Source organism: Cellulosilyticum ruminicola JCM 14822, assembly GCF_001311925.1.
GTDB classification, from domain to species: Bacteria; Bacillota; Clostridia; order Lachnospirales; family Cellulosilyticaceae; genus Cellulosilyticum; species Cellulosilyticum ruminicola.
On the sequence record NZ_BBCG01000027.1, the window covers coordinates 12498 to 24942 of the forward strand.

18 protein-coding genes are annotated in these 12445 nt (G+C 31.9%); all 18 read right to left on the bottom strand.

The window, feature by feature from the left end:
- Positions 1-29: 29 nt before the first annotated feature.
- Positions 30-479 (bottom strand): MerR family transcriptional regulator, encoded by a 450-nt coding sequence (locus JCM14822_RS10265; protein WP_054742109.1) that lies wholly within the window; start codon positions 477-479, stop codon positions 30-32.
- Between the two features lie 654 nt (positions 480-1133).
- Complete coding sequence (locus tag JCM14822_RS10270) at positions 1134-1985, bottom strand: patatin-like phospholipase family protein (RefSeq protein WP_054742111.1); 852 nt, start codon at positions 1983-1985, stop codon at positions 1134-1136.
- A gap of 73 nt (positions 1986-2058) precedes the next feature.
- Positions 2059-2286 carry an ATP-binding protein gene (locus JCM14822_RS10275; protein WP_054742114.1) on the bottom strand — a complete coding sequence of 76 codons (228 nt, stop codon included), beginning with the start codon at positions 2284-2286 and terminating at the stop codon, positions 2059-2061.
- Positions 2287-2772, bottom strand: a complete 486-nt coding sequence (locus tag JCM14822_RS10280) for a serine hydrolase (protein WP_054742116.1) — start codon at positions 2770-2772, stop codon at positions 2287-2289.
- A 187-nt stretch (positions 2773-2959) separates the two neighbouring features.
- Positions 2960-3775 (bottom strand): MATE family efflux transporter, encoded by an 816-nt coding sequence (locus JCM14822_RS21855; RefSeq protein WP_242861473.1) that lies wholly within the window; start codon positions 3773-3775, stop codon positions 2960-2962.
- A gap of 14 nt (positions 3776-3789) precedes the next feature.
- Positions 3790-4326 (bottom strand): MATE family efflux transporter, encoded by a 537-nt coding sequence (locus JCM14822_RS21860; RefSeq protein ID WP_242861474.1) that lies wholly within the window; start codon positions 4324-4326, stop codon positions 3790-3792.
- 122 nt (positions 4327-4448) lie between these two features.
- Positions 4449-4949 carry a GNAT family N-acetyltransferase gene (locus JCM14822_RS10290; protein ID WP_054742118.1) on the bottom strand — a complete coding sequence of 167 codons (501 nt, stop codon included), beginning with the start codon at positions 4947-4949 and terminating at the stop codon, positions 4449-4451.
- 56 nt (positions 4950-5005) lie between these two features.
- Positions 5006-6127 carry an alpha/beta hydrolase family protein gene (locus JCM14822_RS10295; protein ID WP_054742121.1) on the bottom strand — a complete coding sequence of 374 codons (1122 nt, stop codon included), beginning with the start codon at positions 6125-6127 and terminating at the stop codon, positions 5006-5008.
- Between the two features lie 125 nt (positions 6128-6252).
- Positions 6253-6429: a hypothetical protein gene (locus JCM14822_RS20280; RefSeq protein ID WP_157047719.1), complete on the bottom strand. Its 177-nt coding sequence runs from the start codon at positions 6427-6429 to the stop codon at positions 6253-6255.
- A 188-nt stretch (positions 6430-6617) separates the two neighbouring features.
- The gene (locus tag JCM14822_RS23870) at positions 6618-6887 is read right to left on the bottom strand and encodes a hypothetical protein (protein WP_054742123.1); all 270 of its coding nucleotides are present in this window, start codon (positions 6885-6887) and stop codon (positions 6618-6620) included.
- Positions 6888-7023: 136 nt separating this feature from the next.
- Positions 7024-7212 carry a hypothetical protein gene (locus tag JCM14822_RS23875; protein ID WP_054742129.1) on the bottom strand — a complete coding sequence of 63 codons (189 nt, stop codon included), beginning with the start codon at positions 7210-7212 and terminating at the stop codon, positions 7024-7026.
- Positions 7213-7313: 101 nt separating this feature from the next.
- A complete protein-coding gene (locus JCM14822_RS10310) occupies positions 7314-7691 on the bottom strand; it encodes a hypothetical protein (RefSeq protein WP_054742131.1) in 378 nt (125 codons plus the stop codon).
- Between the two features lie 163 nt (positions 7692-7854).
- Complete coding sequence (locus JCM14822_RS10315; protein ID WP_054742132.1) at positions 7855-8436, bottom strand: TetR/AcrR family transcriptional regulator; 582 nt, start codon at positions 8434-8436, stop codon at positions 7855-7857.
- A gap of 6 nt (positions 8437-8442) precedes the next feature.
- The gene (locus tag JCM14822_RS10320; RefSeq protein ID WP_054742133.1) at positions 8443-8979 is read right to left on the bottom strand and encodes a hypothetical protein; all 537 of its coding nucleotides are present in this window, start codon (positions 8977-8979) and stop codon (positions 8443-8445) included.
- The gene (locus tag JCM14822_RS10325; RefSeq protein WP_054742135.1) at positions 8955-10052 is read right to left on the bottom strand and encodes a 4Fe-4S dicluster domain-containing protein; all 1098 of its coding nucleotides are present in this window, start codon (positions 10050-10052) and stop codon (positions 8955-8957) included. The genes JCM14822_RS10320 and JCM14822_RS10325 overlap by 25 nt, the downstream gene beginning before the upstream one ends.
- Positions 10053-10429: 377 nt before the next feature.
- On the bottom strand, positions 10430-10678 hold the full coding sequence (locus tag JCM14822_RS10330; RefSeq protein WP_054742137.1) for a DUF1292 domain-containing protein: 249 nt from the start codon (positions 10676-10678) through the stop codon (positions 10430-10432).
- Between the two features lie 118 nt (positions 10679-10796).
- Positions 10797-11873: a LacI family DNA-binding transcriptional regulator gene (locus JCM14822_RS10335; RefSeq protein ID WP_054742139.1), complete on the bottom strand. Its 1077-nt coding sequence runs from the start codon at positions 11871-11873 to the stop codon at positions 10797-10799.
- Between the two features lie 102 nt (positions 11874-11975).
- Entirely contained in the window at positions 11976-12440 is a 465-nt protein-coding gene (locus JCM14822_RS10340) for a hypothetical protein (protein WP_054742141.1), read from the bottom strand.
- Positions 12441-12445: the final 5 nt, after the last annotated feature.

Sequence of the window (12445 nt, forward strand, 5' to 3'; positions counted from 1 at the left end):
TCTTCTTTGGAAGCATGTTCTGCATAATGTTACTTCCAAGCCTCCTTATTCCCAAACTCCTTAATAGTTTCCTGTAATATAGATTCAAACATATGATCAATTGTAGCTTCTGCTAATTCTTCAATATCTGATTTTGTAAATACTTCGAAATCCATTTGATAATCTCCCTTCAATAGATTATCAATACTATTTATCAAACGTTCTATATGTTTCTTTTTCTTCTTTAACATTCCCCTCTCCATCTGTAAAATTTGATTACGATTAAATGTTGGGTTTTGAAGCACTTCTTTAATCTCTTGCAGTGAAATATCAAATTCTCTAAAAAATAAAATCTGTTGCAAAACCTCTAAGGCTTTCTCATCATAAAGTCTATATCCAGCATCACTTTTACTTGTTGGTACTAACAAGCCTATTTCATCATAGTAATGAAGTGTCCGTATACTAATGTCTGTTATACTTGAGATTTCTTTCACTGTCATTATAACTTTTTTCCTTCTATCTATAGCTTACTTTAAGGCATCACGCTACGTTAGGGGTAAGTGGATTTTCATTATTTATCTTAAATTTTATAGTTTTCTGCCCATAATATATACAAAAAACTTTCCTAAACGCCAATGCATGAACTTAATAGCATTGACGCTTAGGGACACTTCTTATCTTTATTCTTTCTTATCAAACAGTTATTGTCTTACTTGATGACAGAAACGCTGTTTGATTCCAAAGCATGCACCACAAGAATTACACTTAGCTTTATAGTTTGAATTTTCCTTCCCTTTATTTACTAGGTTCGGTTCTCTAACGAGTGGTCTGCAAAGTGCGATACCTTCTATGTTTGTGGTGTTTAGCAGTTCTTCCATATACTGTACGCTTCACATGCCGCCTACACAGATGATTGGGAGTTTTATACTGCTAGCAATCATTGCGGTACCTTGAGCATTGTAACCATCTGACTTAACAGGAAAACTGCCATGGTTTCTCTACTTTCCTGCCATAAATTGCACCATTTCTCTTCTAGCCATCTTAGCCTAAGTGCTCTTTTGCTTAACCTTGTCATTTACATACTCTGCAAACTCTATAGTTATAAATTGGTCTTCTGATGAAATAATAATTTTCATTGCTACTCCTTATAAATCTTATCTTCCATCATTTAAATATTCTCTTATATCTTCGAGTATGCCTTGGGCATCCTTTATACCTAAATCATATAATGCTTGCAACTTATTAGGGTCTTTCTCTATTCTACTCATTTCTAATCTTTGAGAAGGTTGCACTACAAATACTTCTCCTTTTTGCTCTAATGCTTTTAATCTTTCCATAGTACTATTGTACATGGCATAGCGCTGTCTTAATCTGTATTCAAACTTAGGATACTTCTTGCCATAAGCTGCTTTTGTAATAAAAGGAGACATAGGCTTCTTAATATAATCCTTATCTTTTGTAAGTACTACAACCAATTTATCATAACCCATCTCTATAAACTTCTCAAAAGGAATGCTATCTACTATAGCCCCATCTAAATACTTATTGCCATCAATAACTACAGGTTTTGATACAAAAGGCATAGAGGCTGACGCTCTTAATGTATCCATTTGCTCAAAAACACTTGTCACTTGTTTATATTCTGCCTGCCCTGTTTCAATGTTGGTAACAACAGCATAAAAAGGTACCTTAGAAGCCATATAAGTTGTATCATCAAAGATATCTAACTCCCTTGGTACTTTATTATAAGCAAGCTCTGTGTCCACAATGTTGCCTGTTTTAATTAAAGGACGAAGCCCTAAATAATTTTTGTCTCTATTAAAACGTTTATTATACCTTATCACTCTTCCTTTTTGCTTTGAAAGGAAGTTGACACCAAAAATAGCTCCTGCTGAAACCCCTATAATGCCATCAAATTCTATGCCATTTTCAAGAAATACATCTAATACACCTGCTGTATACATTCCACGCATTGCGCCGCCTTCTAATACTAGTCCTACTTTCATATTCATACTCCAATATCATTTTTATTCTAGTTTCTTATACTTCAATATAACATCAAATCTTATATTTGATAAGTTAATTTTTCTTTAATTTGATTGTGATACAAGTTCCTGCTCCTACTTCACTTGCAATTAAAAACTCTCCTTCATGCAGACGTATTATTTCATCTGCAATATACATTCCCAGCCCCGTGCCACCTGTTTTACTATTTCTAGCTAAGTCACTTCTATAAAATCTTTTCCTTATATATTTTAAATCTTTTACTGCTATTCCCTTACCATAATCCTCAATTTTTAAAATCACTTAATTTGACTCTTCTTTCAGTTGAACCTTAATTTTCTTACCATCCATGCCATATTTTAAGTCATTATCAATAATATTATGTATTACTCTTCTAAGACGTATCTCATCCCACCATCCTATAACTACTTGTTTTGGCAAATCAATATCTAAGACATATTTATTCTTTTCCATGGTAGGAATATATTCTATTAAATTTGATAAAGCTGTTGCTACATCTGGTTTTGTACCTTCATAAATTTTTTCCATGTCACCCCTAATGCCAGAAGTATGGGATAATAAAATTCTTAAAATCACTTTATTACCAGCAAAATTATCATCAGTTATTTTATACCTCGTTAAGTAATCATTCACTGGCTTATCTAAATCCAGTACCCTTTCATCTACTAATTGCATGACTCCATAAGCCGTTACCGCTTTTGAAATAGAAGCAATTTTAAATTTTGTGTAACTGCCTCTACTGTAATTGTCATCATGATGATTAAACATATGATTTTCAAAACTATACTATATCTTTTCATTTCTATTCCCACTTTTCTATGTAGTCATTATAAATAACCAGTTTAAAAGGGAGCATAATCTAATCTTAAAATAACCTTAAAGTTTTATATATAAATATATAAAAAGACAGTATCATGAAATACTAAATCATTTCATAATACTGTCCTTTATTTGATTAAGCTTTTGAAAATACTTTTCTTCGTATAACAAAATAAGTAATTAATATGATTGCCCCTGTTACACCCCATGAAATTGGATAAACATTAAGCAATGTTTCAAAACTTGTATAAACCTTACACACTGTATAAATCCATACAAGCCTTAATACACATGTTCCAAATATAGTAATAAGGGCTGGTGTCATAGAATATCCTATTCCTCTAAGGGCACCTCCTCCTATTTCATAAGTTGGAATTAAAATATATAAAGCCATAATATGTATCATACGTATAGCTGCATACTCCACAACCTTTGGCTGCGAAGTAAATAAGCTGATAAAGAAATATCTTCCTAATATAAAGCACCAACTCACACATAAAATAATTACCATACATGTTGGTAAAGCCATACGAAATACCTTTTTACATCTTTCATATTGCCCTGCACCATAATTTTGACTTGTAAAAGTTACTGTAGCTTGTCCAAAGGCAGATACAATAAAGTATAAGACAAATTCATAGTTCAAAACAACTGCTGATCCTGCCACTGCATCTGATCCATAGCCATTTAAAGCAGTTTGAATAAATATATTAGCTATAGAAAATACAGATGTTTGTAGTCCTGCTGGTAAACCTATTTTTAATATTTGCTTTAACTCATGCTTATATACTTTAAGCTCATTTAAGCTTACCCTTATACTACTTTTTTCATGCATTAAAAAATAAAATACTAAACTTGAACTAATAACATTAGATATTACAGTAGCAATAGCTACACCGGCTACTCCCATATGAAATACAATAACTAAAAACATATTCAATCCAGCATTCACTATACCTGCTACCATTAAACAATAAAAGGCCTTTTAGTATCTCCAATACTTCTCAGGATTGCTGCACCAAAGTTATAAAGTAATATAAATGGCATTCCTAAAAAATAAATACGTAAATAAAGAGTTGCGTCTTCCATAACATCTGAAGGTGTCTGCATCCATATCAAAACAGGTCTTGCAATAAATTGCCCAAATCCCAATAGAAACACACCACTTATTAGTGCCACAATAATAGCTGTATGTACTGTCTTTTTAATCTCAGTCTTTATGTTTTGTCCAATATACTTAGCAATAACTACATTTGCTCCCACTGAAATACCTATAAAAATATTTAGTAATAAATTAATAACGGGCACGTCACACCCTATTGCTGCCTGAGCCTTACTACTTGCAAATCTTCCTACTACTGCTATATCTACTGCATTAAATAGTTGTTGCAAAATACTACTTGCCGCTAGTGGCAAGGCAAATAATAAGAGCTTATCAAATATGCTGCCATTTAGCATATCTATAGCTTTACTTTGCTGTTTTTTCGCCATCTCATTTTCCATCTTTCATCCATCTCCATCTAAATTTTGTCTCAAATATATTATATCTTTTTAAACCACTATTTTAAATTAATTATAGTCAACAAAAAACTGTAAGTCTTATAAACTAAGACTTACAGTTTTCACTACATATACTTTTCCATTAAATAAAAAAGTCCTTTTCGCCACTTAACTTCTCCTACTTTTGTATAACCACAACTTGTATATAATTTAAGTGCATAAGGATTTAAAGAATATATATCTAATCTAATAGCTTGTACTCCCTCTGCGCTTATACTTTCTTCTATGTGTGTCATAGTCCTTTTCGCCACTTTCTGATTTTGAAATTTAGGATTTACACATAATCTATGGATAACGTTATAACTCTTTTGTGGCTCTTGCCACTTTCCATCTTCATAAGCTGCATCTGCTTCATTATTTAAAGTATAAATAACAGATATTTTTCCTTCTATTAATCCTACAAATAGCTGTCCTTTTTTAATATCATCCTCAAATTCTTCACGTATGGGATATAAGTCATCCCATTGATTGATGCCGTGTTTCTTCATTTCTTCAATTGCATCATCAACTAATAATTCTATTTCATCTAAGTCACTTAAACATCCTACCCTATATATTAAGTCCATTTTTTGTCTCCTATCCTTTGATTTTAGCCACCAAACTGATCCAAACTGATCCTATCCTAGTTGGCAAAGATTCTAACTTTAGGGCCACAAGGTGAATGCTCTAATACTGCTGTAAAGTCTGTGTCATTCATCCATTTAAGCGCATAACTATTCGTATGCAATATTGGTTTCCATTCATCTCCTACTCTTTTATTAATAATATGGATATAGCTCTTTTTATTTTCACTATCTAAACCAACTAATGTATATTCAGCATTCATACTAATTAACTGATCATCTTGATATTCTTGTGTATCACAACCGCCTTGAACAACTGTCCCTTTAAATAAGTCGTTGTTACAATAACCTGTAAAATAAACTTTATTAATGAATTTTTCTTCTACATTTTCTCCTTCACAATCTGTAACGAAGATATTGATTGTAAGGATTTCTTTTTTCTCTTCTAAAAATGCCTTAATGGATTCACATACACTTTTTCTTTCCTCTTTATTAAATCCATGTCCTGCATTTTCAATAACCTGTAAATGGCATTGACCTTCTTCATACATCTTTTGTGCATGAATAGAATAGGTATATTCCACTATATTGTCTGCTGTACCATGTAAGATTAATACAGGTCCTTTATATGCTGTTATTTCTAAATAAACATCTCTATTCACTACATCTTCATGAAATCCTCTGCCAACTACTGTTTTGCCACAATCAATGACTTCTGGCACATCATTCACATCATATTTTCCGCCACCTAACTTGCCTCTTCTTGCATGATCTGGAATACATAAAGCTGGATATACCATAATCAGCTTTGCAATCTCATCTTTACACTTAGCCGCTGTTAAACCTGCAACCAATCCACCTTGACTAAATCCCATTAATGCAATATTTTTTACATCCACATATACTAATGATTGTATATACGATTTAACAGCCATTAATTCATTGATTTCTGAAGTAATGTTCATCTTAACACCTTCATGGAAATTAAAGCAAACTGTAAGATAACCAAGCTCTGCTAAATACTCACAATAAGGTATGGCTTCTATAAAATTTGAAACAAAACCATGACTTACAATGACTACACCATATTTTTTGCCTTCATCAAATTCCTCTGGAAAACATAATACACCTTCAATTGTCTTATCTTCTTGCATACAAGTAAACTTTTCTACCCCTACCATAGTATCCCCCCTATTTATTCTACAATTTATTTTAATATTTTAAATTTTATCATTCAACTATATTTTATACCATCTTTATAAGAAATCCTCAAATTATATCTCCCATCTTCATTGATCCCTACTTACTATTTTTCTAACTCTCGAATATCTTTATTTGTTATAGTAAGTGCGGAAATAATAACTAAACATATCCCTGAAACACCTATAACCCAAGCTGCTCCCCTACCAACGCCTGCAGCAGTCCTTTTGCCAATAAAATCAGCTAATACACCAGAAACACTATAAGCTATGACATACCCCATCTGTGATAAAAAGCTAATAAACCCCCAATAAACCCCAAAATAGTTAACAACTTCATCTTTTTAATATCCATTTTATTCCTCTTATAAAATCTTTTTATTATTTTCAAATATTATAACAATTACATCTCTATTTGTCATTGAATATATTAAAGGAGCATAAACCTATCTAGATTTATACTCCTTACTATTTAACATGCTATTCTATTAGCTACATGTCTTCCTTGTTTTACTTTTTCATATAACATGGCCCCTAAAATAGATGCTATAACAATTGCTATACTTGTACTCCAAAAAACTATCGAAGTGCATTTGGTAATGTTTCGATTTCTTCTCGTATATAAACTTCTAATATTAGCACGTCTTGCCTGACTACATAAATCTTTTACCTTTAGTTCATAGTTTTTTCCATCTTTAATAAAATTTTCATCTGACTCCTCACCTACAACTACAAATTCCATGCCTTTTAAATACTGCTTAATATCAATTTTCTCAATTAAAGGCTGCGCGGTAATCCCTTTATGCTTAATAGGTAAATCTTTAAAAATGCCTAGCTTATAGTCTAAATTTTTTTATTTTCTATAGTACAACTTACAACTACATTCTCATAGCCATCTCCCAATCTTCAGGGATACACTGCATAAAACGATCAATGCGTTTCGTTAGAAATAAAAAGGTACATTCACTACGCTGCTTAATCATCTGCCTGCCTTCCTTCCGCCACTCATCTGCTTCTTCTATGAGAAAATCAGATTGAAAACATAGAAAATGAAATCCTGACTTCATCTTATAATTTCCATTTTTTAATTTAAGAATAGTTATATCTTTATTTCAATTTTATTAGTATTTATCAGCTTAACCCTTACATCAAAAACCTATACAGTATCTTATTTATTTTCACCTAGTATAAATTTTATAAGTGCTTCTTCATTGTCAAAATCATCATAATCACCGGTTATACCTTCTCTATGATATACAACGCCCTTCTTCTCATTTTCTTCAAGACAAGCAAGTAATTTTTCTACCCCATACTTTTTAATAAAAGCTGAAAATGTATGAGGCTTAATCTTCCCAAGAAGCCCTTTTTCACATACTTCATCACACTCATAACAGCCCTTAATACCTTTCTCCATAGAACAACGTCTATTTTCACACCAACTGCTTCCAGAGTAGCTTCCTGAATCACACCCTGTGCAATTTACATTTTGACCACATAAAGCACAGGCAAGTCCACATCTTCCAAATCCTAATTCTTTTTCATAAATAATCCCCTCTCAACAATTTTCTTTATATTCAACTAATTATAACAACTTTTATATGCTACGTCATTTGTAAATCCACTTCTCTATAAATATTTTCATAAAAAAGAACTGGTCATCTCTTTTGTATACCAGTTCCTTATAATTTACTTATTTTCATATATTGTTACTACTCCAAATAACATGCCTCTGTTATCACATTTTTTCTAAAGTTTGTCACATGTTCTTCTAAATGCTTTAATGTCTCCTCGTTAATATCATTTGTCATATGATACATAAAAAATGGCCCATATAATTCTATAGCATAAACCTCTGGATTTCCTGCTTTCATATATCCCATTTGAATTAATGCTTCAAACATTTTTGACATACTTTGTACTGGGGAGTCAATGAATAACTCTTTATACAAATCTGCAATCTTAGAATTTTTATATTGTTCCACAATAAGTAATTTACGAAATAGTGTAATCCACTTATCTGTTGTTTGAAAGCGGAACATATCCATACAAATGGCCTCAACGTCTTTCCAACATAAACTTTCCAGTTTGATACTATTACGCTTTTCTAAATAGCGACTGCTACATTCTTCAATAATTTGATCAAGTATTTCCTGCTTACTTTTAAAATGTTTATAAATTACAGAATCCGAACAATTAATAGCTCTAGCTATAGTCCTGGTTGATACTGCATCAAAGCCATTCTCAGAAAATAACTTTAATGACTCATAAATAATCATTTCTTTAGTTGTCATGTATCTTTAATCCTCTTTTACTTTTCGTTTTTTTATTATTATACAAAGGACTATACTAATAATCAATTCAACCAGCCACAGCTTAACCAGCCAAAGTTTTGCATAGGTACATCTCATTGAAATTCTTATAACCGTATCATTAACCTTCGGAAATGTAAATAAGGTATTTAGTAATATAATATTCTCTATCATATCAAAAAGCCCACGTAATACAGGGATACTGCACACCATTATTTTACCTCTGGTAGAATTCCACCACGAAAATAATCCCATGAAGCACATACACTGAATGGCTAGTAAACATCCAATAAAAATAAAATCAAACACATAATACCATCTGTAAGTCATAATACCTTTAGGACTCATTTCAGATAATACACAAGCTACCTTTGATGGATCATAATGTTTCATATCAAAGGTTCCATAACCATGATTATAACCAGCTACAATATTACTTCCTGCAACGCCATACTCTACAAAATAAAATGACAACAAAAATAATATAATAATCATCACATTTAAATATTTTCGCCTTTTGCCCATCCAACAATCCCCCTTACATCTTTTCCTGCCCCACAGCCATAAGTACATGCACCACAACCAATGCATTTTTCAGGATGATATGATTGACAGGCCTGCCTATTTACTTTGCCATATTTTTGAACGTGCTGAATAATGTTTAATACTTCTACCCCAGCAGAACATTTTCTAGAACACTTCCCACATTTTACACATTTTTTAGCTTTTGAATAATTTGGCATACTACCTATGGCCACAAAGGAAGTGGTGTCTGTAATCACTTCATCTTTTTCCAGTTCATGACAGTTTAATGCCCCTTCCCCAGCAAAAACTTCCCCTTTACTAAAAACCTGAGTCCTAAATACTTGCTTTATGATTTCCATAATATCTTTTCCAAGTTCAACCTTGACTGCATAGGCCTTTGCACTTCTCATATCTGCTATAGTAATCCATTTTGTATAAGCACTAGCCCTATTATTTACTGCTTCAACTATAGCTAATACCGTTTGAAGATTCATGACCAAAATCCCCATATCAGTAGCCCTTTTGCCTTGTGGCACTTTCCTTCCAAGCACAGTTTTAATCAAGTAATTTTCATAACCCATAGGGAATTGGTCTCTGATTTTTATCTGACTATATTTAAATTTCCCTTCTCTTATGGGCTCCTTAGTGGCTAATATCACTTTTTCAAACCCTAATGCCTTTTGAAGGATATCTGCCCCTTGTTGCACCTTAGCTAACTGATTTCTATAAAGCCATGCATCATGAATAAGCCCAGGATCACATTCTACCCCATTAATTAATAAAATCCCTTTTTGACTTTTATAAGCTTTTAGTTTATCAGCTACTAAAAAGCCATTACCACTTCTTCCTGTAAGTCTAAGTGACTCACATAATTCAATTAACTTTTCCCTTGTAAGACTTTGATTTATTTCTTCATTGGATAAATTACTATAGGTTGTTAAATCTTTTGAGTTTATTAAATGAATATCTATAGCTTTTCTAATGACTGCTTTTGTTTCATGATTCTTTTTAGCAATATTTTCTTTAGAAAAATATTTTATCCTTATAATACTTCCTGGCTGCTTTTTGAGCACTTCTCATATTTTTATTTGCTTTCACACTGCCTTTGGTAATTATACTTTGTTCCATCTTACTCATCCCTTTTCAATAAACTTCAATTTTTATCCTAAACAAAAGTGAGCAATTGCTTACCTATAGTTTAGTAAGCGACCGCTTACTTGTCAAGAGTTCTCAGAATATAAAAAAGTCAATCCATAGATTTGGATTGCCTTTTAAACTTATTGAACTATTTTCCCGTTATAATTTCACAACTTTCTTGCAATACCTCTTTAGCTTCTGGGATTGGTAACAAATAATAGACATGATTCACTATTAAAGACAAGTCTTCTCATAAAAGTTTTAAGCTCCAAAATAAAAGAAGCTATCCTACAGGTTAGGACAGCTTCTCTCATTATTTCTTTTCATATGCTTTTACAGCTTTATCATATTCTTCTGGGTCATCAATTTCTTCTATGATTACATCACCATCTTCAGCATTAAAGTAACGGTAGATATATACACCGTCTTTAATTTCATCATCTTCAACTAAAGATACAGCCATATATGTTTTACGTCTTACTTCAAAAGTATCAACGATAGCAAATTCTCTTTCTGTACCATCTGATACTGGAATCATAATTACATCATATTCTTCGTTCATTATCTCTTCTCCTATTGTGGTTTAATCTTTAAATAATATTATATTGTAGGGCTAATATTATTGCAATTATACATATCAAAGCATAAAAATAGCACCCACCAAATTTTATTAGTGTGTGCTATATGACATAATCACTCCATTCATTATTTCCAAAGCGCTTACAACTTTCTCTTATAATCAATCTTGATTTTAATTCTAAATGCATTTCTAATTTATGTTTGCCTTCTATTCTATCTAATAAGAACATCACTGCAAATCTGCCCATTTCTTCTTTGGGTAGTGCTATAGTTGTAAGAGATGGGCTAGTTCTTTCTGCAAGTTCAATATTGTCACTAGAGATAATGGATAAATCAAAGAATCTCTTTCTTGTTTTAGAAAGTGCCTTAAGCATCCCTACTGCTAATATATCATTGGCACAATAAATAGCACTAGGTGGATATTCTAACTGCATAATTTGTTCTACTACTTGAAAGCCATTGGCCTCTGTTGGCTTTACATTACAAATGTATTCTGCCACTTGATCAATGTTATTTTTTTCTAATGTTTCTAAGTATCCTTGATATCTAGATTCTTTATTACATTCCCCTACATATCCTATATCTTGATGCCCAAGAGAAATTAAATGTTCTATAGCCTGGATGGCAATTTTTCTACCATCACAGGTCACTTCATCTAGTTCAAGCGCTGAACTATTTCTGCTTACTGAAACAATATTATGGAAGTATTTCTTGATTGCTGGAATTGCCAAGTAACTTAACTTCCCTACAATGATTAATCCACTGGTCTTATCCTCTACTTCTTCAAAAAGTTTCCTTACAACTAACTCCACATTTTCCTGTTTACATTTTCTATCACTAGAAAATAATGAATCATACCATACATGGGTCAAAATACAAAAGTTTTTATGAATCTCTGATTCTATAATATGTAATAATTCATCAAAGAATACATCTGTTTGTCCACTATCCGTTCTAGTCATAAGAATTTGTATATAATGGGTCTTACGCTGCTCCTTCTTATCACCTTTTTTGAGATTCCTAGCCGCTTCATTAGGTACATAATCAAGCTCTTTAACAGCTTTCCAAATTCTTTCTCTAGCTTTAGGATCTGTGCAGTGATAATCAGGATTATTTAAAACCCTTGAAACGGTAGCAGGTGAGACGCCTGCTATTTTTGCAATTTCTTTTAGTGACATACTCACCCACCTCTCTTATTTCTTATTATTTTTATAATTATATTTTTTTCTTACAATATATCATATTATAAATTCAAGTTCAACAATCCTTCTTTTATATCCTTAATCTTTTAGAAGCTGATCTAAATGTCTATAAGATGGATGTTGTTCTAGCGCTTCTTGTTCTTTAACTTTAAAGGTTTTTTCATTAACTTCAATAACTTTAATCTGCCATACTGTAGATAAATCATAATAACCTTTGTCTGTAAGCTGCACATATTTTTCTTCAAAGTATTTTCCTGCTACATGGGCTTTATGCGCTACCCCTTTTATTTCAAAACTCTTTCTATCCTCTGAAAGAATATTAATAGCAACAGGTACCTCATACCAAATACTATTGACCATGTTCTTATTATTTTGAGAAGACTCTATGATTTCATAAAACTCTAGCAAATCTTCATCAATCACATGAAGTGATTGTTTATAAACTACGTGAAGCTCACCATCTACATTTTGACTAGCAATGACTTTTAATGAATTTTTGTCATTTATAATTTGTTTTAATCTTTCATCTATTATTGCTCCCATAATCT

Excerpts from the sequence above, each read along its gene's own strand:
- JCM14822_RS10270 (WP_054742111.1), bottom strand. The coding sequence starts at position 1,985 with ATGAAAGTAGGACTAGTATTAGAAGGCGGCGCAATGCGTGGAATGTAT.
- JCM14822_RS10315 (WP_054742132.1), bottom strand. The coding sequence starts at position 8,436 with ATGACAACTAAAGAAATGATTATTTATGAGTCATTAAAGTTATTTTCT.
- JCM14822_RS23875 (WP_054742129.1), bottom strand. The coding sequence starts at position 7,212 with ATGAAGTCAGGATTTCATTTTCTATGTTTTCAATCTGATTTTCTCATA.
- JCM14822_RS10320 (WP_054742133.1), bottom strand. The coding sequence starts at position 8,979 with ATGGGCAAAAGGCGAAAATATTTAAATGTGATGATTATTATATTATTT.
- JCM14822_RS10340 (WP_054742141.1), bottom strand. The coding sequence starts at position 12,440 with ATGGGAGCAATAATAGATGAAAGATTAAAACAAATTATAAATGACAAA.
- JCM14822_RS10295 (WP_054742121.1), bottom strand. The coding sequence starts at position 6,127 with ATGGTAGGGGTAGAAAAGTTTACTTGTATGCAAGAAGATAAGACAATT.
- JCM14822_RS21860 (WP_242861474.1), bottom strand. The coding sequence starts at position 4,326 with ATGGAAAATGAGATGGCGAAAAAACAGCAAAGTAAAGCTATAGATATG.
- JCM14822_RS10335 (WP_054742139.1), bottom strand. The coding sequence starts at position 11,873 with ATGTCACTAAAAGAAATTGCAAAAATAGCAGGCGTCTCACCTGCTACC.
- JCM14822_RS10330 (WP_054742137.1), bottom strand. The coding sequence starts at position 10,678 with ATGAACGAAGAATATGATGTAATTATGATTCCAGTATCAGATGGTACA.
- JCM14822_RS23870 (WP_054742123.1), bottom strand. The coding sequence starts at position 6,887 with ATGGAATTTGTAGTTGTAGGTGAGGAGTCAGATGAAAATTTTATTAAA.
- JCM14822_RS10265 (WP_054742109.1), bottom strand. The coding sequence starts at position 479 with ATGACAGTGAAAGAAATCTCAAGTATAACAGACATTAGTATACGGACA.
- JCM14822_RS10290 (WP_054742118.1), bottom strand. The coding sequence starts at position 4,949 with ATGGACTTAATATATAGGGTAGGATGTTTAAGTGACTTAGATGAAATA.
- JCM14822_RS10280 (WP_054742116.1), bottom strand. The coding sequence starts at position 2,772 with ATGTTTAATCATCATGATGACAATTACAGTAGAGGCAGTTACACAAAA.
- JCM14822_RS20280 (WP_157047719.1), bottom strand. The coding sequence starts at position 6,429 with ATGGGGTATGTCATAGCTTATAGTGTTTCTGGTGTATTAGCTGATTTT.